Annotated in this window: 19 protein-coding genes; 16 read left to right on the top strand and 3 right to left on the bottom strand. The window is 62.5% G+C overall.

Features of this window, described 5'->3' with window-relative positions; translation table 11 throughout:
• Positions 1–134: 134 nt before the first annotated feature.
• The 4 genes from VIN30_RS07460 (at position 135) to VIN30_RS07445 (ending at position 6,023) form a co-directional block, all read left to right on the top strand.
• Positions 135–1,259: a Fic family protein gene (locus VIN30_RS07460; protein WP_338210497.1), complete on the top strand. Its 1,125-nt coding sequence runs from the start codon at positions 135–137 to the stop codon at positions 1,257–1,259.
• A gap of 232 nt (positions 1,260–1,491) precedes the next feature.
• Positions 1,492–3,981 (top strand): molybdopterin-containing oxidoreductase family protein, encoded by a 2,490-nt coding sequence (locus VIN30_RS07455; RefSeq protein ID WP_326424888.1) that lies wholly within the window; start codon positions 1,492–1,494, stop codon positions 3,979–3,981.
• Positions 3,981–4,622 (top strand): 4Fe-4S dicluster domain-containing protein, encoded by a 642-nt coding sequence (locus tag VIN30_RS07450; RefSeq protein ID WP_326424887.1) that lies wholly within the window; start codon positions 3,981–3,983, stop codon positions 4,620–4,622. Before VIN30_RS07455 ends, VIN30_RS07450 begins: the two co-directional genes overlap by 1 nt.
• Before the next feature lie 609 nt (positions 4,623–5,231).
• Positions 5,232–6,023: a TorD/DmsD family molecular chaperone gene (locus VIN30_RS07445; RefSeq protein WP_338210495.1), complete on the top strand. Its 792-nt coding sequence runs from the start codon at positions 5,232–5,234 to the stop codon at positions 6,021–6,023.
• 313 nt (positions 6,024–6,336) lie between these two features.
• Here the strand turns inward: VIN30_RS07445 and VIN30_RS07440 are convergent, their stop codons facing one another.
• A complete protein-coding gene (locus VIN30_RS07440; protein ID WP_326424885.1) occupies positions 6,337–7,323 on the bottom strand; it encodes a DUF5685 family protein in 987 nt (328 codons plus the stop codon).
• A 119-nt stretch (positions 7,324–7,442) separates the two neighbouring features.
• The gene (locus VIN30_RS07435) at positions 7,443–8,186 is read right to left on the bottom strand and encodes a class I SAM-dependent methyltransferase (RefSeq protein ID WP_326424884.1); all 744 of its coding nucleotides are present in this window, start codon (positions 8,184–8,186) and stop codon (positions 7,443–7,445) included.
• Between the two features lie 148 nt (positions 8,187–8,334).
• Between VIN30_RS07435 and VIN30_RS07430 the strand changes: the two genes are divergently transcribed.
• The 10 genes from VIN30_RS07430 to groL all read left to right on the top strand — a co-directional run bounded on the left by VIN30_RS07430 (position 8,335) and on the right by groL (position 17,346).
• Positions 8,335–9,693 carry an amidohydrolase family protein gene (locus tag VIN30_RS07430; protein ID WP_326424883.1) on the top strand — a complete coding sequence of 453 codons (1,359 nt, stop codon included), beginning with the start codon at positions 8,335–8,337 and terminating at the stop codon, positions 9,691–9,693.
• Positions 9,694–9,837: 144 nt separating this feature from the next.
• Positions 9,838–10,050, top strand: coding sequence for a CASC3 protein CASC3 (locus VIN30_RS07425; protein ID WP_326424882.1), 213 nt, complete (start codon positions 9,838–9,840; stop codon positions 10,048–10,050).
• A 22-nt stretch (positions 10,051–10,072) separates the two neighbouring features.
• Positions 10,073–10,777 (top strand): Sec-independent protein translocase subunit TatA/TatB, encoded by a 705-nt coding sequence (locus VIN30_RS07420; protein WP_326424881.1) that lies wholly within the window; start codon positions 10,073–10,075, stop codon positions 10,775–10,777.
• A 3-nt stretch (positions 10,778–10,780) separates the two neighbouring features.
• Positions 10,781–11,566 carry a twin-arginine translocase subunit TatC gene (tatC, locus tag VIN30_RS07415; RefSeq protein ID WP_326424880.1) on the top strand — a complete coding sequence of 262 codons (786 nt, stop codon included), beginning with the start codon at positions 10,781–10,783 and terminating at the stop codon, positions 11,564–11,566.
• A 78-nt stretch (positions 11,567–11,644) separates the two neighbouring features.
• Complete coding sequence (locus VIN30_RS07410) at positions 11,645–12,001, top strand: hydrogenase maturation nickel metallochaperone HypA/HybF (RefSeq protein ID WP_338210491.1); 357 nt, start codon at positions 11,645–11,647, stop codon at positions 11,999–12,001.
• A gap of 134 nt (positions 12,002–12,135) precedes the next feature.
• Positions 12,136–12,978 carry an NAD(+) synthase gene (nadE, locus tag VIN30_RS07405; RefSeq protein WP_338210489.1) on the top strand — a complete coding sequence of 281 codons (843 nt, stop codon included), beginning with the start codon at positions 12,136–12,138 and terminating at the stop codon, positions 12,976–12,978.
• A 64-nt stretch (positions 12,979–13,042) separates the two neighbouring features.
• Positions 13,043–14,284, top strand: coding sequence for a sensor histidine kinase (locus tag VIN30_RS07400; protein ID WP_338210487.1), 1,242 nt, complete (start codon positions 13,043–13,045; stop codon positions 14,282–14,284).
• The gene (locus tag VIN30_RS07395; RefSeq protein ID WP_338210485.1) at positions 14,277–14,975 is read left to right on the top strand and encodes a response regulator transcription factor; all 699 of its coding nucleotides are present in this window, start codon (positions 14,277–14,279) and stop codon (positions 14,973–14,975) included. The genes VIN30_RS07400 and VIN30_RS07395 overlap by 8 nt, the downstream gene beginning before the upstream one ends.
• Before the next feature lie 243 nt (positions 14,976–15,218).
• Positions 15,219–15,506 (top strand): co-chaperone GroES, encoded by a 288-nt coding sequence (locus tag VIN30_RS07390; RefSeq protein ID WP_326424875.1) that lies wholly within the window; start codon positions 15,219–15,221, stop codon positions 15,504–15,506.
• A gap of 205 nt (positions 15,507–15,711) precedes the next feature.
• Complete coding sequence (gene groL / locus VIN30_RS07385; RefSeq protein ID WP_326424874.1) at positions 15,712–17,346, top strand: chaperonin GroEL; 1,635 nt, start codon at positions 15,712–15,714, stop codon at positions 17,344–17,346.
• Positions 17,347–17,472: 126 nt separating this feature from the next.
• Here the strand turns inward: groL and VIN30_RS07380 are convergent, their stop codons facing one another.
• Positions 17,473–18,225: an Hsp70 family protein gene (locus VIN30_RS07380; protein WP_338210482.1), complete on the bottom strand. Its 753-nt coding sequence runs from the start codon at positions 18,223–18,225 to the stop codon at positions 17,473–17,475.
• A gap of 131 nt (positions 18,226–18,356) precedes the next feature.
• Here VIN30_RS07380 and VIN30_RS07375 point away from each other — a divergent pair, with 131 nt between their 5' ends.
• Positions 18,357–19,598: a CaiB/BaiF CoA transferase family protein gene (locus tag VIN30_RS07375; RefSeq protein WP_326424872.1), complete on the top strand. Its 1,242-nt coding sequence runs from the start codon at positions 18,357–18,359 to the stop codon at positions 19,596–19,598.
• Positions 19,599–19,721: 123 nt separating this feature from the next.
• Positions 19,722–21,038: an MFS transporter gene (locus VIN30_RS07370; protein ID WP_338210479.1), complete on the top strand. Its 1,317-nt coding sequence runs from the start codon at positions 19,722–19,724 to the stop codon at positions 21,036–21,038.
• Positions 21,039–21,060: the final 22 nt, after the last annotated feature.

Here is a 21,060-nt window from a genome sequence, read left to right as displayed (position 1 = left end):
AGTATAAGGAACTCTCCGTGCTGTACCACATGGACGCTTCGTCCGAACGCGAGTCGAACGCCAGAGCGCGCTTGCGGCAGCGCCTCGAGGCTCCATCGTCGTTTCGCTTGGGTTTCGAGGCGGCCAACGGCGAGTTGTTCATCGCGTCGCCCCGGGAGCTCTCGGTGCTGCTGGAGACAGTGATGCGAAAAGAGCGCAAAGTATCGCGTCTCATGTCGATGATTCCCGGGATTGCCGGGGATGAAGTGCTGCGCAGCCTTGTATTCGACGAGGTCATCAGCAGCAATGCCATCGAGAATATACATAGCACTCGGCGTCAGATCGAGGAGGCGCTGCGTGCGGCCCCTAAGAAAGGTGCCGAGGAGAAGCGATTTCGCGAGTTCGCGCACCTCTACTTGGATATGACGTTCCAGACTCCCGATGTGCCGCAAACGCCCGAGGACATACGCTCTATCTACGACCGAGTCATGAGCGGCGAGCCTTTGGAAGACGCCCTCGATGGCGATTTGTTCAGAGCCCAGGAAGTGTACGTAACCGACGGCGTGAAGCCCGTCCATAGCGGTCTGTATCCCGAGCAGGCTATCATTGACGCCATGGAGGCGATGCTTGCCATGGTGTCGTCAGAGGAAATTCCGGCTCTGTACGGGGCGTTGGCGTCCCATTATGTTTTCGAATATGCCCACCCCTTCTACGACGGCAATGGGCGTACGGGTCGTTACCTACTCTCGCTCTTTTTGGAGGAATCGCTCTCAAAGCCGACGGCGCTTTCCCTTTCCCGTGCTCTCGCTGAGAACAAAGGAGCGTACTATCAGGCTTTCAAGGTGACGGAAAACCCCCTTAATGGAGGAGAGTTGACGTTCTTTGTGAGCGCCATGATGCAGCTCATCTTGAAAGCGCAGGATGAGCTCATAGCGAGATTAGAAGAGGGGCGCGAGCGTTATGAGCTGATCGCAGAGGCTTGCGGCGCGCTGGAGAAAGAGCGCGATTTCAACCAGAAGGAGATGATGGTCATCTTCGGCCTGGCCCAACAGGCGGCCTTCGGCATGTTCGATGACGCCCCCGTTGATCGGATGGCCGATTTGTTGAAAGTGGGGACCCAGCAAACGCGCAAGTATCTGGGGCGCCTTGCCGAGGCTGGCGTGGTCGAGAAGACCAAAGGCCGCGCTCCCGTTATGTTCGCCTTAACCGATCAATTCAAGCAGAAGACGTTCCCCTTTCTCGAGGTCGAGCATGCGTTAGCGTCAGGGGATAGGGGCTAGCGACCAGGGTGGGATTCCCGCCGTCTTGCGGCGGGCTCTCTTCCGCTACGACAAGATTTCTCCTCTTTGTCATAGATTGTCCTACATTTTCTCTTGACAACCTATGACAGAGTATGACAGACTGGCTCCATCAGAATCCGGCCGATTCTCGAAGACTATGTTGGAATCCCATCAGCATGTAGCGATGCAACCGGATTCGCCCATGGGGGATGGGAATTTCTGAGGAGGAGAAATGACTCAAACGACGAGCGCCCGATCGGGGCTCACGCGCCGCGGCTTTCTCAAGTCCACAGGTGCTACTGCTGGCCTTGCGGCAATCGCAGGACTTGCAGGTTGCGCGCCTGCAAAAGAGGGAGGAGCTGAATCTGACCTCGCGGAAACGGGCGTAGTGGAGGAGCAGGTGTTTCGCGGTGTCTGCCGACCGAATTGCTTCGGTTTCTGCCATATGAACGTGCACGTTCGCGATGGCCATGTTGTCAAGACTTCTCGACGGGACTATGTGAGCGATCCTCATTATTCGCGTATCTGTCAGCGAGGACTGTCGCATGTTCATCGCATCAACGATCCGGAGCGGTTGAAGTACCCTCTTCGGCGAGTTGAGGGCACGGAGCGTGGCGCCGGCGAATGGGAGCGCATTAGCTGGGATGAGGCTATTAGCGAAGTAGCCGCGAAAATCAAGGAGTATCAGGGGCAGTATGGTCCTCAGGCGCTGGCGACCATGTCCATTTCGGGCAACTACGGGCAGCTGACAAACGCTATGTACAATCGTCTATTCAGTTTCCTGGACGCCTGTTCCATTAGCGCAGATTCTGATATGGCCAGCTATTATGGTGGCTGGCGTTTCAATGGCGGCATCAACGAGTGCAACGAGATTAGTGATGTTCTCAATTCGAAGACTATCATGGTTTACGGCGCCAACATCACCGATGCCCAGGTTCATCATTGGCATTTCATAAAAGAAGCGCAGCAAAATGGTACGAAGCTGATTGTCGTGGACCCGATTTACACCCAGCTTGCCTCCAAGGCTGACATTTGGGTTCCTATCCGTCCCGGTGCAGATACTGCTCTGTTCATGGGTATAATGAATATTGTGGTCGAGCGCGGAGCCGTCGATGTAGCATTTATGACAAAGTCCACCGTGGGACCGTTCCTGGTGAGGTCTGATACGGGAAAGTATCTGCGATTGTCTGACATCGACCCCAGCAGCGCAAAGGCAGACGAAGCTCTCGCCGAAGAAGCGGGTGAGGAAGCCCCTGCCGACCCTTGCATGGTTCTAGAGAATGGCGAACTGGTCTCTTGCGATGACGCCACGGCTCCCGATTTGGATGCAGAGTACAATTTCGACGGAGTGACTTGCAGGACGGCCTATGCGCTTCTTCGCGATGAAGTGGCCAAATTCCCTGTGTCGCGAGTTGCAGAGATGACCCAATTGACGGAGGAGACGATCGAGGAGCTTGCAGATTACTGCATTGCCGGGTCGGTGTCCCACCTTCTGGGTTATGGCAATACTGCATATGGCAATGGCGTGCAGGTCTGCATATCCGGCATGACCATGGCGGCTCTTACGGGAAACATGTGCAAGCCTGGCTCTACGTTTGGCAATTCGTATCCCGTCTATACCGGAACGAACTACGCATTTAGCAGCCCTCAGCCCAAGAATACCCCTGGAGTAGGTATTCTCAGCTTGCCGGAGGTCATGAAGACCGGGCAGCGTATCGGCGAGGATTTCCCCATAAAGATGCTGTTTATCTGGAGCGCAAACCCCTATAACACCATGTGCCACACTAATGCCCTCATAAATGACGTTTGGCCTAATCTGGATTATGTGGTTACGGTAGACACGCAGATGACGGACACCGCCTGCTATTCCGACCTGGTATTGCCGTGCGGTCAGCATTTTGAGCAGGTGGACATCTGCACTGACGGTCCGACGTGGAATCTCCACTACAACGAGAAGTGCGCAGAGCCTCCCTATGAGGCAAAGCGCGACTCGGATATTGCGCGCCTTTTGGCTCAGGAGCTGGGATATGGCGAATACTTCCAGATGACGGATGAGGAGGCAATCAAAGAAATCCTCGAGACAGAAGACGGGGTGGCTAGGGGGTTGACCATCGACGCCCTCAAGGAGCAGGGAGACTTGCGCTACGACGTCGCTGATCCGCATGTATCGTGGCCGGACGGAACGGGTTTCGCTACTCCAACGGGACGCTTGGAGTTCTATCAGGAGGATCCGCAGGTGCGTTCTCCTCGCGAGAAGGTGCCGAGTCCTGAACGTTATGAGGCGGAGAGGCTGCCTCATTGGTTCCCCCCGTTTGAAGCCTGGTCCGAGAATGACATTATGAAGAAATACCCCCTTCAATTGATGAGTGAGCGACCGCGCTATCGTGTGCACTCTCAGTACTACAACGTGGCTATGCTGCGAGAGATTGATCCGGAACCCATTGTGAAGATCAACCCGCAAGACGCAAAGGCCCGTGGCATTGAGGACGGGTCGTATGTGGACTGTTACAACGATCGCGGACATGCGGTGGCAAAGGCGGTGTACTCCGAGGCCATGCGTCCTGGGGTGATGGTTTACCCGAAGGGCTGGCAGCGCTCGCAGCACAAGGCGGGCGGATGGTCCGAGTTACTCACGAATGAGTTCGACGAGTACGGCGTCAACTCTAACTTCATGGATGTCGTTTGCGAGGTTCGTCCGTGGAATGAAGGGGGCGATGAATAATGACGCGTTTTGGCTATGTTATCGACATGAAGGGCTGCATAGCATGCAACGCTTGCTCTGTTGCTTGTAAAGTTGAAAACAATCTCCCGGATGGAATTTGGTACAACCGTGTAGTAACCGAGGGAAAGGAAAATCTCGACACGCCTTCGGGAGTATATCCCGCGATTGGAGAGAAGCCTGCGTTAACCATGGACAACGTCGCTACTGCCTGTCAGCATTGCGAAAAACCCGCTTGTGTAGAAGTCTGTCCCGTTGGCGCTACTTTCAAAGACCCCGATACAGGAGCTGTCCGTCAAGATTGTGATACGTGCATCGGTTGTCAGTCGTGCATGATGGCATGTCCCTATACAGGAGTGCGTTCGTATAACGAAGGCGAGCCTAAGTACGCAATCGATTTCGCGATGGGCGATGCGGCCGCCCCGGTCCATCAAAGCAATACGGTCGAGAAGTGCACAATGTGCTGGCATAGGCTGGAGCGCGGAGAGCAACCCGCCTGCGTTGAAGTATGCCCCGCTCGCGTGCGCTACTTCGGCGATTTCGACGATCCTGAGTCCGAGGTTTCAAAGCTTATCGTTTCGCGCGAGTATAAGCAGCTACTTCCGGAAGAGGGGACCACTCCGTCGGTGTATTACCTCGTCTAGCGTGCAGAAAAATGGATTCTGATGGTCTTTCAACAATGTGAGGCCATTTGCAATCAAAGCCCTCCGCATCTTCCCTCCCTCCAGATGCGGAGGGCTTGCTATTGACGTTGTAGATAGGGAGAGATTATTGCTTTGAGATTATGAAGACCCGGAGGCCTTGCGGGAGCTCGTTCCGCCCTCTCTAGCCGAAGTCTTAATGCGCCAGGATGTACCGGTCGAAGAACGGAAGGAGGAGCCGCACGCAGCCGTGCTCCTCCCCAGAGATGATGCCCTTGCGGATAAGGCGCTGGCGATAGGGGCTGAACTCACGGATGTCGAGCCCCGGCAGCTCGCGAATGTTCCGAATGCGCCCGTACTTGACTCGGGTAATACCGCAGAGAATCCCCCTGTCTTTCCGCGATAGTCCCAATATTGAGGGGGCCGAGGTGAATCTTGCGCGCGCGGTCTTCTCTGTTTTACTGTTTTGCCAAGAGCACGGTGAGCGTATTTTGCAAACTTGAAAACTGGGGCTAATCCGCCACGGGGAAGCCCAAGTAAAGGCGAGTACCTTCGCGATACTGTGCTATTCTTTCCTAGAAACAATTATTTCCGAAGGAGGCGCTGTTCCCCATGACCATTTCCGCTGACACCTGGCAGGCCCGTGCGGCTTTGTGCGAGCTATTGGCGCTGTCGTTCCGTTATCCCGAGGACACCGTGCTGGCCGATGCCATCGCCTCGGGGGAGTGGGGCGAGGCTGCCGACGAGATCGCCGGGGCGCTCGGACTTAACTGGAGCGTTGCTGCGGCTCCCGGTGCTGCCGAGGCCGCTGCGCTGCCCGATCCGGCCGAGATCCAGAAGGAGCTGCGCCCCGAGGCTACGCGCCTGTTCGTGGGCGCTCCGCAGGCGGTGTGCAGCCCCTATGAGGGCGTGTGGCGCGCCCAGGCAGAAGGCGTGCAGCCGCTGCTGTTCGTGAATCCGCACTCCATGGCTGTGGAGCGCTTCTGCAAGAGCTGCGGCTTGGGCCGCCCCGAGGGCACCAACGAGCCGCTGGACGCCGTATGGACCGAGCTGGAACTTCTGGAGTACCTAGCCCTGCGCGCCGCCGCCGATGCGCTGGACGCGGAAGGTGCGGCCGATGTGGCGGCCGGTGGCGACGGTGCCCCTACTGGGGAGCAGGCCACGGAATACCGTGAGATCGGCGAGGATATCGACGAGTTCGATGCCGAGGACGACGGCCCCGAGCCGGGCGACGTGGTGGCCTCGGCCGATCTGCCCGGCGGCTCCCCCGAAGCGGCCTGGGACGAGTTCATGGCCGATCACGCCGCGCAGTGGATGCCGCAGTTCGCCGAGGCGGTGCAGAGGGATTCCCGCGTGCCCTTCTACCGACAGGCTGCCAGCCTGCTCGCCGCGTTCGTCAAGTAGCGTCGGCGCTGCTGCCTGCCGGCCCCTTCACTCTTGCGCCCATAACCGCACCCGAGGCCCGTGCCAACTCGTTGTTGGCGCGGGCCTTCGGTTGATGAACACCCTGGTTTTTGCAGCAAATCTCGAGTTATTAGCGTCTTGGTTTTTTGTCGAGAGCGTCTTCGGATACCAGGATTGTCGTAATGCCTGGTCACAGCATTGCCGTTTGTGGCCGAACTTTCGTAGGGTAAGTAAGAACGATGCTGAGACGCTCATAAGTCAAGATCTCATGCAGAAACCGGGGTCTTCGCCGACCGAAGCTCTGGTTTGCGCCTTACAGCCGAGCTTCGCCCGCTGATTCCGCGCTCTCTTGGCTGGAAGTCTTCTCCTCGGGTGGATAGGTCTGGTTGAACTGGGCCCACATGCCCGAGTATAAGATGGCGTCCATGAGATGGGCGTCCTGCACGAGGGGAAGGCGCTCGTAGGCCTCGGCTACATCGGCGGCGGCCAGGGCCAGGGCGGTGCGCATGGTGTCGGGCGTCGCGTCAATGGAAACGAAGGGGTTGTAGCTGCCCGAGGCCGCATCATCGGCGAAGTCCACGGCGGCATCCATCAGGTAGACGAACCGCCCGAGGCCGCGCCCCAGCTCCTCCATGCCCTCGGCCCAGAAACCCTGGCCGCAAGAGAACACTCGCCCGAGCATGCGCCCGAACTCCTGCGCCGCCGCATCGGGGCTGGCGGCGAAGGTGTGCACGGTGTCTTTCTCGTCTGCGTGCGGCCCGATGGGGGAAGGGGAGGCCATCACGACGTTGCGGGGGAGAGTTTTTGCGGCGCCATCGGGAAAGACGGCCCCAGCGCAACGTTCGGCGTCCTCGATAACACGGATGGCCGCCATGGCTCGCTCGATCTCGGCGCACTGTTCGGAAATGCGAGCTCGTGCGCGCTCGTAGGCACCGGCGAGCAGCCGCTCGGCTGCCCGCGCTCTCATGCTGCCGTCATCGTGCACGTCGTCGAGCACCTTGTGATAGGCGAGCGCCACGGAAAGGTCGGCCGCATAGTCGGTCCAGGTTGAACGGGCCCAGGCGCGCGGGGCGGCCGGCGCCGGATGCACGATGCAGTGGCTTGCACCCTGCGTCTCGGCGGGCTCGTGCAGAGAATTGCACAACAGCACGAAGAAGGTGAGATCGTAGGTGAGGCATGTCCGCGAAAGCTGTCCGTAGCGGTCGCGCAGTGCCAGGCACAGCCCGCAGTACACCGCCCGGTAGCGGTCCTTCTCCTCCTCGGAAAGCGCCCCCGCATCGGCTACCACGAACCCGAACACGCCGCTCCTTCCTTGAGATCCTTCGACTTCGGTCTTGCGGCCTCCGCTCAGGATGACATTACCTCTTGCTCGCCTAGGATGACATAATGATTTCTGGAACGCGAGGTGCCCGCTCGGGGTTACTCCGGCTTTATCGCCACGTGCACGGCAGCAATGCCGCCGGTGTAGTTCTTCCAGGTCACGTCTGTGAAGCCGGCCTCGCGCATCAGGGCGGCCAGTCCCTCTTGGTTGGGGAAGGCCTTGATGGACTTCGCCAGGTATACGAAGCCGTCTTTGTCGCCGGTGATAAGACCGCCCCAGAACGGGATGAGATGGCGCAGGTAGAAGTGATACAGCGCTCGCCAGGCCCCGTTGGGCGGCGTGGAGAACTCCAGGCACACCAGCGCCCCGCCCGGGCGCAGGACGCGGAACATCTCGGCCAGGGCCCGGGGCCGGTCGGGCATGTTGCGGATGCCGTAGGCCATGGTGATGACGTCGTAGGACGCGTCGGCATAGGGGATGTCCTGAGCGTCAACCACCTCGAAATCGATGGGCACGCCGGCGCCGTCGCCCTTGTCCACGTGCATGCGGGCCACGTCCAGCATCTCGGGCACCAGGTCGGTGCACTGGATGTGACGCGGGTGCTTCGTGCGCGCCACGGCGAAGGTGACGTCTCCCGTGCCGCCGGCGATGTCCAGCACGTCGTGGCTTTCCAGAATGGGGGCCTGGCGCATCATGCCGGCCAGCCACAGCTTGTAGGCGCCGAAGCTGGAAATGGCGTTGAACCGCTCGTACTTCCGCGCGATGGACGAGAAGATGTCGCGCACGCGCTCGCTGGACAGTTCGGCGGGTGCCTCCAGGCCCGTGGCGGTATCGATGCTCATGGGGTAGAACTCCTTGCCCTTCACTCTACGTTCGGCCCCCAGTATAAGGCCCGCGACCGCAAATCGGGCGCGCCCATCCGTGCGCGGCGATACGTCGTGCTATTATTGGTTGCTATTCCAGCTGACCCCTCGTGATCGGGAGGCCCCCATGCTTTTGTGCGCCCAGTACGTTTTGCCGGTAACTTCCGACCCCATCGTCGATGGGGCGGTGCTCGTGCGCGACGGTGTCATTCGCGACATCGGCAGCGCCGATATGCTGCGTCTGCGCTATCCCGACGAGGAGGTGGTCGACCAGGGTCTGGCGGCCATTATGCCCGGCCTGGTGGACTTGCACACGCGCCTGGAGCAGTCGGTGCTGCGCGGTGTGGTGAACGACGCCCCCTATGTGGAATGGCTGTCGGAGGTGGCTCGCAAATCAGGTCGTTTGGAGGCACCCGACTGGTTCGATTCCGCCATCTTGGGTGGTCTGGACGCGCTTTCCAGCGGCATCACCTGCGTGGCCGACATCACCATGACCGGCGCGTCCTGCACGGCGGTGAACAAGCTGGGCCTGCGCTCGGTGATCTACCGCAGCGTGGCCGCCATGGACAAGGACCGCATCAACGCCGCCATGCAGCTGGCCCAGAAGGACATCCTGCACTGGCGCGAGGAGGTGGACTCCGACCGCGTGACCATCGGTATCGCGCCTGCGCCCCTGTTCACCAACCATCCGGCTATGCTGACGGCTGTCTCGCAGTTCGCCACCAAGGAAAATCTGCCCGTGGCCATGTGGCTGGCCGGCAGCCGCGAGGAGTGCGATTTCGTGAAGTACGGCTCGTCGCCCTTCCAGGTGCACGGCGGCGACGTGAAGCGCGGCTACGTGGAGATTCCCCCGTGGCTGCCCACCGGCGTGAGCCCCGTGCGCTATGCCCTGAACTGGAGCGCCTTCGAGGCTCCCAACGTGATGATCGTGGGCGCCGTGTGCGTCGACGACGAGGACCTGCGCAAGCTGCGCGAATACGACGTGGCCGTGTGCGTGTGCCCCCGCGCCTGCGCCCAGCTGGGCATGGGCGTGGCTCCCCTGGACGAGTTCCTCCGCGCCGATCTGCGCGTGGGCCTGGGCACCGACTCGCCGGCGGCCACCGAGTCCACCGACATGCTGTCCGAGATGCGCCTCGGTATGCTTCTGCAGCGCGCCGTGAACACCGACTTCTTGGATGCCAAGACCATGCTGGAGGTGGCCACCATCGGCGGTGCGCGTGCCCTGGGTCTGCAGGACAAGGTGGGTTCGCTGGAAATCGGCAAGTGTGCCGACCTCATCGCTGTGGACTTGTCCAGCTCGCACCAGTCCTTCACCACCGATCCGGTGGCTGCGGTGGTGAACACCTGCACCACCGCCGATGTGCTGATGACCATGGTGGACGGCAGCGTGCTGTACGAGAAAAACCGCTGGCACGTGAAAGTGGAAGTGGCCAAGAACATCGCCCGCGTCATCGAGATTCGCAGCAAGCTGCGCCCCGAGGCCTAGCGGCCCGCGTGCCGCGTTGTCGGCGCAACCGTGGAAATCGTGCAGTGCTGCGTATTGTGCGGGCTTTTTCCTAGCGCGGACGGGGCCAATCTGCGATAATAGCGAATTTGCCTAAGCAAATAAGGAAATCGAGGAGCATTCGCGATGTCGCAGAGGAAAAACAAGACCGGGTCGAAGAACATCACCCGCAAGCAGCAGGCCGAGCGCATTCGCGCGGCCGAGGAGCGGGAACGTCGCGCCAAGGAGGCCGCCGAGGCCCGGGCGCGCACGAAGAAGATCTTCACGGTGGTCGTGTGTATTATCCTGGTGCTCGCCCTCGGTATTCCCACCATGGCTCTGACCGTGCTCTCGCTGTAGGGCTGTAGAAAGGACCGTAGACGTGTTTGGAATCGGCGGATTCGAGCTTTTTCTCATTCTGCTGTTCGGGTTCCTCATTTTCGGGCCCGATAAGCTGCCTGCCATTGCCAAGACCATCGGCAAGGGCATCGCGAAGTTCCGCAGCGCTCAAGAGGAGATGAGCGGCGTGCTGAAGGGCGAGATGGTGTTCGACAAGGACTCCGACGATCCCTTCAAGAATCCGCTCGACGCCCTGGACGAGGTGGCCGCCAAGGCCAACAAGGGCGCCGAGGCCGCCAAGAAGGCCGCCTCCACCGCCTCGAAGAAGGTGAGCGAAGCTACCAAGAAGAGCACGGCGGCGGCCACGGGTGCTGCGGCCGCGAAGGCCGCCGACGGCAAGGACGCCGCCGACGATGCCGAGGAGGCCACGCCGGCCAAGCCCGAGAGCTTCGCCGAGCGCAAGGCCCGCTACGACAAGGAGCGCGCCGAGCGCAAGGAGGCCGAAGCCGAGGCCGCCAAGGCCAAGGAGGCCGAGGAGAAAAAGGCCGCCGCCGAGAAGCGCAAGGCCGAGGCGGCCGCGAAGCGCAAGGAAGCCGAGGCCAAGAAAAAGGCCGAGGCCGCCAAGGCCGCATCCGGTGTGCAGCCGACGGCCGAGCCCGCCCCCGTGCCCCCGAAGAAAAGCACTGCCAAAACCGTTTCCGAGGCGGCCGATGCGGACGCCCCCGCTGCTTCCGAGAAGGAGGACTAAATCATGCCTATCGGACCGGCGCGCATGCCCCTTTTCGACCACTTGGGCGAGCTGCGCATGCGCCTCGTGCGCATCGTCGCCTGCCTGGCCGTGGCCGTGGTGGTGTTCTATATGGCCACTCCCACCATGGGCCAGTTCCTGCTGATGCCCATTGCCGAGTTTTTGCCCACGAACCCGGCCAACGGCATGGCATCGTTGCAGGCCATCGATCCGTTCGAGGCCTTCGCCGTGCGCTTCCAGATATCGGTATGGGCCGGCATCGTAGCCACGTCTCCGGTTATCCTGTGGCAGCTGCTGGCGTTCTTCCTGCCGGCGCTGAAGCCCCAGGAGCGCAAGTGGTTCGTGCCCACCTTCGCGGCGGCGGTTGCCTTGTTCATGATCGGCACCGTGTTCTGCTACTGCATCATCTTGAATCCGGCGTTCCAATGGCTGACCGACCAGGCCATGGGCTTGGGTTACGTGGCGCCGCGCATGAGCTCGTACATCGATATCATCATCAAGTTCGAGCTTGGCTTCGGCTTCGCCTTCGAACTGCCGCTCATCGTGTTCTACCTGGTTATCTTCGACGTTATCCCGTACAAGAAGCTGCGCGGCAGTTGGCGCACGGTGTACGTGGTGCTGATGGTCATCTGCGCCGTGGTCACGCCCGATGCCTCGCCGGTGACTATGCTGCTGATGTTCGCGGCTATGATCGTGCTGTACGAAGGCAGCCTGTTCATCGCCCGCGTGGTGCTGGGCCGGCGCATCAAGGCCCAGAACGAGCGTTTGGCCGCCGAGGAAGACGAGTAGACGCGCGTATTGAACGGTATTGGGGCGGGGGCTACCCCGCCCTTTCTGTATGGGCGGAAAGCGGGCGAAAGGAACGGCATGCACGAGCTGGGAATTATGACGAGCGTGATGGACGCAGCCTGCGAGGCGGCGCGAGCTGAGGGCGCCACGCGGCTTTTGTCCATTAAGCTGTCCATCGGCGAGGCGACCGAGGCGGTGGAAGATGCGCTGCGGTTCTCGTTCGAGGCCCTGGCCGCCTCCGACCCCTTCACCGAGGGGGCCACGCTGGACGTGACGATGATCCGCCCGCGCAGCGTGTGCTTGGAATGCGGCGAGGAATTCGAGCACGACCTGCACAACCGCTTCTGCCCGGCCTGCGACAGCTTCGCCACCGAGCTTCTGGCCGGCCGCGAGCTGCAGATCGATTCCATCGAGGTCGACCTGCCCGACGATTAGCATCCGGTGGCAATCGCCCCGAAACAAAGCAGTGTCATACTGGATGCAGCGTGCCCGCCGCCTCCCGTGCCATCCTGAGCGCAGCGCGCAGCGCGGAGTCGAGGGATCTTGCCCGCCAACCCGAAAGGACCGCCATGGAGCCTCTGAAGATGTACGACGCCTGTACCGAAGCCCTGGGCGCCTTCGTGCGCGAAGCCGGGTTCGCCGATGTGGTGATCGGCCTGTCGGGCGGTATGGACTCATCGCTCGTGGCCGTAATGGCCGTCGATGCCCTGGGGGCCGACCACGTGCACGGGGTGATGCTGCCCGGTCCCTATTCCAGCGAGTCGTCCATCGACGACGCCGAGGCTCTGGCGAAGAACCTGGGCATTCCCGTGCGCACGATATCCATCTGCGAGCCCTTCGAGGCCTTCGAGCAGGTGCTCGCCCGGGCGTGCGGCGGGGCGCTTTCGGGCCTGGCCGCCGAGAACACCCAGGCCCGTTGCCGTATGGTGTGTCTCATGGCGCTTTCGAATGCCCACGGGTGGCTGATGCTGAACACGGGAAACAAGTCCGAGGCCTGCATGGGGTATTCCACCCTGTACGGCGATACGGCCGGCGCCTTCGCTCCGCTGGGAGGCGTGTACAAGACCGATGTGTTCGCCATGGCCCGCGCCCGCAACCGCCGTGCCGCCGAAGAGGGCGCCGCGCTGCCCATTCCCGTGAACGTGTTCGTGAAGCCGCCCTCGGCCGAGCTGGCGCCCGGCCAGGAGGACGAGAAATCGCTGGGGGTCGATTACGCCACGCTGGATCGCATTCTGGTGGCGAGCGTGGAAGGGGGAAGGGACGCCAGCGAGATTGTCGCGCTGCTGGCCGACGAGGGCCGCTCGGTTGAGGAGGCCGCGCAGCTGGTGGATTACGTTCTCGCACGCACGGCCGCCAATGCCTTCAAACGCGCCCTGGAGCCCCCGTATCCCGCGACGGCATTCTACGTTTAACAGCCTTGCAACTACATCGGTCGGGGTATGGCGGTCGTCGCCCCGCTCGTTTACCATGATGCTCATGGATAGGTTATTCCGACAGAGCGCCCGGCGGCTTTCCGCCACCGATTGGCTTATCGACGCGGTGATCGCGTTGGGAGCCTTCGGGTTCGCGTGCCTGCAGCTGACGCTGGCGGTGAACCTGCTCATTCCCGATGATTTCATGCGGCGGCTCATGGGCATTCAGGCCATGGTGCCCACCGCGCTGTCGCTGGGGGCCATCGCCCTGACCACGCTGCCCCTGGTTGCCCGGCGTCGGTTCCCCTGGCCGGTGTTCGCATGGACGCTGCTGGCTTGGGCCGTGCTTCAGATGGAAATGAACGGCATCGCGCTTTCGGTAGCAGGGCCGCTCATCGCCCTGTTCACCGTTGCCTCCACGCGGTCGCGCGGCGAGGCGGTGGCCGCCTGCGCGGTGGCGGTGGCGGTGTTCCTGTTCGCCCCGGCGCCGCCCGATCAGTCGCGCATTCTCACCCAGCTCACGCTGTTCCAGAACGGGGCCTTGGCCCTGGCGGCCGCCTTCGCCGGTTATGCCCTGCACGAGCATCAGGAGCATCTGCGCGCCGTGGAGGAACGGGCACTGGCCGCCGAGCGCACCCGCGAGACCGAGGCGCGTCGCCGCGTGGAGGCCGAGCGCGTGTCCATCGCACGGGAGGTGCACGATATTACGGCACACTCACTGTCGGCGGTAAGCATCCAGGCTGCGGCGGCCGAGCGTTTGGTGGACCGCGACCCGGCGGCGGCCCGCGCGGCCATCGCCGAGGTGCGCCGCACGGCGAAGACGGCGTTGGAGGAGATTCGCGCCATGATCGGGGTTTTGCGCACCGGCGAGGGGCCGGCGGAAACCGCGCCCACCGAGGGCACCGAGCGCATGGCCGATCTGACGGCCTACTTGGAAGGCGCCGGCATCCAGGCATCGTTGGCCATGGAAGGCTACGATCGCGCCGTGGTGCCCACCTTCATCGATGTAGCCCTCTATGGCATCGCGCGGGAGGCCGCCACCAACATCGTGCGCCACGCCGATGCTACCCGGGCCGCCGTCACCCTTGCGACCGATGCCGCTGCAGGCTGGGCGCATCTGACCGTGGACGACGACGGACGCGGGCTGACGGGCGCCCAGGCGCCGGCCGACCATCACGGGCTTTTGGGTATGCGCGAGCGGGCGCGGCTTCTGCACGGCACCTTCGCCGCCGAGCCCAGCCCCTGGGGCGGTGTGCGCATTGCCGTGGCTATTCCGCTGGTTCAGAAGGAGGAGTCCGATGGCTGATCCCATTCGCGTGCTGGTGGTGGACGACCAGGATCTGGTGCGCAGCGGCTTCAAGATGATCCTCTCCACCTACGAGGGCATCGAGATCGTCGGCGAGGCGAAGACGGGCGCCCAGGCCGTGGCCGAGGCGCAGCGCCTGAAGCCCGATGTGGTGCTTATGGACATTCGCATGCCCGAGATGAGCGGTATCGACGCCACGCGTGCCATCACGGGTAACCCGCTGCTGTCTAAAACGCGCGTGCTGGTGCTCACCACCTTCGATATCGACGAGTATGTGTTCGATGCCCTGGCCGCCGGGGCGAGCGGCTTCCTTCTGAAGGATGCCGACCCCGACGATATTGCCGCCGCCATCCGCGTGGTGGCCGACGGCGATGCGCTCATCCAGCCTTCGGTGATGCGCCGGCTCGTGGAAACCTTCGTGGCCGCCCGCCCGCGCGCCGGATGGGGGAGTGCCGAGGCCGCCGACGGTCGTCGCACCGCTCTGGCGAGCCTCACTGACCGCGAGCGCGAGATTCTCATGCTGGTGGCGCGCGGCCTTTCCAACGACGACATCGCCGAGGAGCTGTTCATCTCGCCGGCCACGGTGAAGACGCACTTGGCACGCATCATGGCGAAGACCGACGCCCACGACCGCGCCCAGCTGGTGGTGTTCGCCTACGAAACGGGCCTCGTCGCGCCGGCGGGAAAATAGCTGCGCAGGTGCACAAAAATCAGAGCGCTTAGGTAATCCCTGATCAAGAGCATAATCACAGGAAACTTGAGCGGAAAAAACTCAAGTTTTTCTCCCCACCCCCTTGTATTCCGTCCCGTTGCTGTTATGATGTCTACCTGTTTAGCACTCGTAGTCGCGGAGTGCTAGCACTTAACCCGATCGAGTGGTTAAATGAGAGGTTGTGCACCCGCACTACGCAAACCATTGAAAGGACGGCAAGCTATGAATTTGAAGCCTCTGGGCGACCGCGTCATCCTGAAGCAGGACGAGGCCGAGGTCACCACCGCCTCCGGACTGTTCCTGGCCTCCGACGCCAAGGAAAAGCCCCAGACCGGTACCATTCTCGCCGTGGGCGAGGGCAAGCTGGACAAGGACGGCAAGCTGATCCCCATGCCCGTCAAGGTGGGCGACAAGGTCATCTACGGCAAGTTCGGCGGCACCGAGATCGCGCTGGACGGCGAGAATGTGCTCATTCTCCGCGCCGACGACATTTTTGCGGTGGTTGAATAATTAATTATTCAACCACCCGATGGCTTTCCGTGGCGGCCGCCTAGCCCTTCAGAACCTGCGGTCTTTCGCACACAGCGCGAAGGCTGCTTAGCTCAAGGCCGCAGAACCTTCAGGGCTATGCGACTCACCACGAAAAGCCTGCTGTTTCCATTGTTGATTTTAGTTTTGATCTAAAAGAAAAAGTTTCTGAAAGGAACGCGAACTTATGGCTAAGGAAATCAAGTTCGATACCGATGCTCGCTCCGGCCTGGCCGCGGGCGTGTCCAAGCTGGCCGACGCCGTGAAGGTGACGCTCGGCCCCAAGGGCCGCTACGTCGCCCTGGAGAAGTCCTACGGCGCCCCGCTCATCACCAACGACGGCGTGACCGTCGCCAAGGAAGTGGAGCTGGAGAACCCCGTGGAGAACATGGGCGCCCAGCTGGTGCGCGAGGTTGCCGTGAAGACCAACGACGTGGCCGGCGACGGCACCACCACCGCCACCCTGCTCGCTGACGTCATCGTATCCGAGGGCCTGAAGAATGTGACCGCCGGCGCCGACGCCCTGGGCATCCGCCGCGGCATCGAGAAGGCCACCGACGCCATCGTGGCCGCCATCAAGGCCGACGCCACGCCGGTGTCCACCAAGGAGCAGGTGGCCAACGTCGGCCGCATCTCCGCTGGCGACGAGGCCATCGGCGACAAGATCGCCGAGGCCATGGACGCCGTGGGCAAGGACGGCGCCATCTCTGTGGAGGAGTCCCAGACCATCTTCGGCATCGACATGGAGATCGTCGAGGGCATGCAGTACGAGCGCGGCTACATCTCTCCCTACATGGCTACCGACATGGAGAAGATGGAGGCGGTGCTGAAGGATCCCTTCGTGCTGCTCACCGACATGAAGATCAACTCCATCCAGGACATGGTTCCGCTGCTGGAGGAGATCATGCGCGCCGGCCGTCCGCTGTTCATCGTGGCTGAGGACGTCGAGGGCGAGGCTCTCTCCACCATCCTGCTGAACCGCCTGCGCGGCACCCTGAACGTGGTGGCCATCAAGGCCCCCGGCTTCGGCGACCGCCGCAAGCGCATCCTGGAGGACATCGCCGTGGTCACCGGTGCCCAGGTTATCGACAAGGACTTCGGCATGACCATGGCCGACGCCACCATGGAGATGCTCGGCACCGCCAAGACCGTGAAGGTCACCAAGGACACCGCCCTTATCGTGGACGGCGCTGGCAAGAAGGAAGACATCCAGAACCGCATCCAGATCATCCGCGCCGAGCTGGAGCGCGTCGACTCCGACTTCGACCGCGAGAAGGCCCAGGAGCGTCTGGCGAAGCTGTCCGGCGGCGTGGCCGTGCTGAAGGTGGGCGCTGCCACCGAGTCCGAGCTGAAGGAGAAGAAGTCCCGCATCGAGGACGCCCTGCAGGCGACCCGCGCGGCCGTGGAAGAGGGCATCGTCGCCGGCGGTGGCGTGGCCCTGGTGGACGCCATCGGCGCCCTGGATTCCGTCGTGGCCTCCGACAAGGACGAGGAAGTCGGCATCAACATCATCCGCAAGGCCATCGAGGCCCCCATGCGCGCCATCGCGCAGAACGCCGGCTTCGAGGGCTCCGTCGTGGTGGAGAAGGTCAAGAGCCTGCCGAAGGGCGAGGGCCTGAACTGCGCCAACGGCGAGTACGGCAACATGATCGCCATGGGCGTGAACGACCCGGTGAAGGTGACCCGCACCGCGCTGCAGTCCGCGGCTTCCGTGGCGGCCCTCATCCTCATCACCGAGGCTACCATCAACGAGATCCCCAAGGAGGGTCCCGATCTGAGCGCCCTGGCCGGTGCCATGGGCGGTGGCGGCGGCATGTACTAAGCCGCACGCCCGCAAGGCCTGACGGTTCGGCAATGCGCCGAGCAAGCTAACTCGCAGAAAGGCGCCCCTCGGGGCGCCTTTCTTGTTGCTACGAGCTGGAATTCGGGTGTTAACCGGGAATGGGGGCTACTTCTTGCCCCACCAGCTTTTCACGGCGCGGTAGTCGTCGGCCATACCATCGTACACGGCGCGGAAGTTGTCCAGAGCTGCCTCAAGCTCGGCCATGGTGGCGGGGGTGGCTTCGGGCGGCATGACGCTCAGCGCGCGGCTCAGGCGCTTGCGGGCCGCCTTGTAGGCGCGTTTCCGGACGAAGTTCATGCGGCGTTTGGCCAGGGCGAAGCGCTCGTAGGCTTGATCCATCAGGTAATAGCCGGAAAGCATCGTCTCGATATTGCGCTCGTGGACGGCGTCTTCGTCGCGGTGAGCCTCGGCGTCGGCCTGGGCTTGCCGAACCATGGCGTCGCTTACCGTGGGCAGGGCCACATGGGCCAGCATCTCGGTGCTCTTCTTGTCCTTGTTGGCTGCGGCGATGGTCAGCAGACCTCGCTTGTCTACCTCGAAGGCGATTTCTATCTGCGGCACGCCGGCGCCGCTCCATTTCACGTTGCGCACACGCACGCGGGCAACATCCAGGTTGTCGCGAGCCAGCACGCGCTCGCCCATCACGATGTGGAATTCCGCGGCCATCTGGTAGGGGTCGGCGGTGGAGTACAGGGCGGTATGGCGATGGGGAAGCCGAATGCCCTGCTCCAGCACGCGTTCCACGCGCCCGCCCGGCACCTCGATGCCCAGGCTCGCAGGCAGCGTGCCGTCGGTGGGCTCCAGCTGCACGGCAACGCTCTCGCAGGGAAGCGGCTTGGGAAGGTTGTTCGCGGCCATGGGCGCCTCGCTTTCGTCGATGGGCTCTGGGAAGGGGACTGCAAAATCCATGCCAGTATGGCATGAATTTTGCACAACACCGGACAGGAGATGCCGCCGTCTGCGGCGGCCCGACATAAAAGGAGGATCCCATGAAAACAGAAGAGTGCCCGAAGTTCGGTCCCCTGCAGGGCGTGAAGGTCGTGAACCTCACCATGGCCATCGCCGGCCCCTTCGCCTGCGGGCTTCTGGCCGACCTGGGTGCCGACGTGATCGGCATCGAGAGCCCGCTCGGCCGCGACACGTCCCGCCCCACGGGGCCGACGCTGCAGGGCTGGGGCACTCAGATGGAGCGCCGCAACACCCGCTCGCTGTGCATGAATGTGAAGGAAGGCGCCGGCCGCGACTTCTTCTTCGAGCTGCTGAAAGACGCCGACATCCTGATGGACGGCTTCCGCGGCGGTCAGATGGCCAAGTGGGGCATGCCCGACGAGGTGCTGTGGGAGATCAACCCGCGCCTGACCATCGTGCACATTTCCGGCTTCGGCCAAACGGGCGATCCCGACTACATCGGCCGTGCCTCGTTTGACGGCATCGGCCAGGCCTTCGGCTGCTTCATGGACATGAACGGGTTCCCCGATCGCCTGCCCGTGCTGGCCTTCCCCCAGGTGTCCGACTACTATGCCGGCTTCATGGCCGATCTGGGCGCGCTGGCCGGCTACATCAACGCCAGCAAGACCGGCCAGGGCGAAAGCGTGGACGTGGCCCAGTACGAGTCGATGCTGCGCTGCGAGGGCTTCTATGCGGTGAACTACTTGAACACCGGGGCCCTGCCAGTGCGCGAGGGCTCGCACTCCACCTCGTCGGCGGGCTACGGCACCTACATCTGCAAGGACGGTGTGCCCATCTACGTGCTCATTCTGGGTCCCGGCGTGGTGAAGAAGGCCATTCCCGCTTTCGGTCTGGAATACGGCAGCGACCTGTTCCCCGTGGGCACGCCGGTGGTGCCCTTCGGCAGCGAGGCCGGCGACGTGCTGGAGGCGGCCATGGAGAAGTTCTTCGGCGAGCACGACGCCGAGGAGGCCGAGCGCATCATGCTGGAGTGCGGGGTGCCGGCGAGCCGCATCTACAACTTCGCCATCGCCGAGAAGGACCCGCACTACATCGCTCGCGAGAGCTTCACGGAATGGAAGAACTCCTACAACGACGACACCATCCGCGGTGTGAACATCGTGCCGAAGCTGAAGAACAATCCGGGTCAGATTTGGCGCGGCATGCCGCTTGTGGGCGCCGACAACGAGGACATTCTGGAAGAGCTGGGCGCCACCCCCGATCAGATCGCCGCGATGTACGACGCAAAGCTGCTGAAGAAGGAAGAGACCCCGTTCGGCTAGGCGCGTTCGGGTAAAGCACAGGTGCAAAAAGGTGCCGGGTGCCCCGCTGGATGTGTTCCCGACAGGGACGATCCCGGCGAATTGGGCCCCGGCACTTCTCAATGAAGGAGGGCGTTTCTCGCTATGGGAGCAAAACCGCGCATTCATTACGGATGGGTCATCGTGGTCGCTTGCTTGGCCTTCTACGCGATGCCGGTGGGCGTTGTCGGCAATACGGCGGGCGTGTATGCCACACCCGTTATGGACCAATTCGGCTGGTCTCGCACGGAAGCCACGTTGTACATGGCCATTCAGCAGCTGGTGGCCGCGGCGGTGACGCCCTTGGCGGGCATGGTTCTCGCCCGTTTCAATCCGCGGTGGGTGCTGACCATTATCTGCATCATCATAGGCGTTTCCACGGCGGCCTGCGTGACGTTCACCGAGCCGTGGCAGTGGAACCTCTACGGCGTGGCCTACGGCTTCTGCTCCGGTTTCATTCTGTTCCTCGCCGTGCCCACCATTATCAATCGCTGGTTTGTCCGGCGGAGCGGTTTTGCCATTGGCATCGCCAGCGCGGGCATCGGTGTGTTCGGGGCGTTGGCGAGCCCTGTCACGCAGATGCTGATCACGGCCTATGGCTGGCAAGTGGCGCGGGTGTCCACGAGCCTTGTGTGCATGGTGGTATCTGCGGGTCTGACCGCGTTGCTTCTACGCCCCTCGCCCGAGTCCATAGGCGTTTTGCCCTATGGGGCCGACAAGGCCTATGGGCGTCCGGTGCCCCTGTCGGATGCGTCCGAGGGACAGGAGGTGGTGCGCGAGGGGGCCACGGTGCGCCAGGCGCTGCGCTCTCCTGGCTTGTACCTGCTCATGGTGGTTGCGGGATGCTTCTCCATGGGAGCCTTCTTCATGCAGCAGGTGCCTTCCATTTGCGCCGTAGGGCCGCTGGGTGCCGAGGTGGGGGCCTTCGCGGTGTCGGCCATCATGATAGGAACTATTGCGGGAAAGCCGCTGCTCGGTTGGCTGGCCGATCGCGTCGGCGCCGTGCCGACGGGCATGATCGCCGGCTTCGGCGGTGCCGTCGGCGTGGCCATTGCCCTGTTCAGCGGCTCGAGCGCCGCGATGTTCTTTGTGGGCGTGGGCATTTACGGCTTGGGCTATTCGTCGCTTTCCATTGTCTCGCCTATGCTGGGCAGCCAGGGGTTCGGCACAGCTCACTTCTCCGAGATCTACTCCTACGTGTGCATGGCGATCTCCGTTGCCAGCGCCGTGGGCTCGTTCGCCTTCGCGTTCCTCTACGACGTGACCGGCTCGTTCACTGTGGACTTCTTGCTGGTCATCGGCATTTACCTTGCCTCTGCCCTGCTGTGCCCGGTAACGGTGCGCCTCTGCCGTCGCTCGTGGCAGTCTTGCGGGGCATCCCTTGCGGGCGAGGAGCTGAACCTGCAGGAGAGCGCTTCCTAATCTGGCACGGTATTTGCTCACT

The sequence above is a fragment of the Adlercreutzia wanghongyangiae genome, from assembly GCF_035989245.1.
Classification (GTDB): Bacteria; Actinomycetota; Coriobacteriia; order Coriobacteriales; family Eggerthellaceae; genus Adlercreutzia; species Adlercreutzia wanghongyangiae.
The sequence above is the reverse complement of the archived record's forward strand: the minus strand, read 5'-3'. Positions and strand labels throughout refer to the sequence as shown.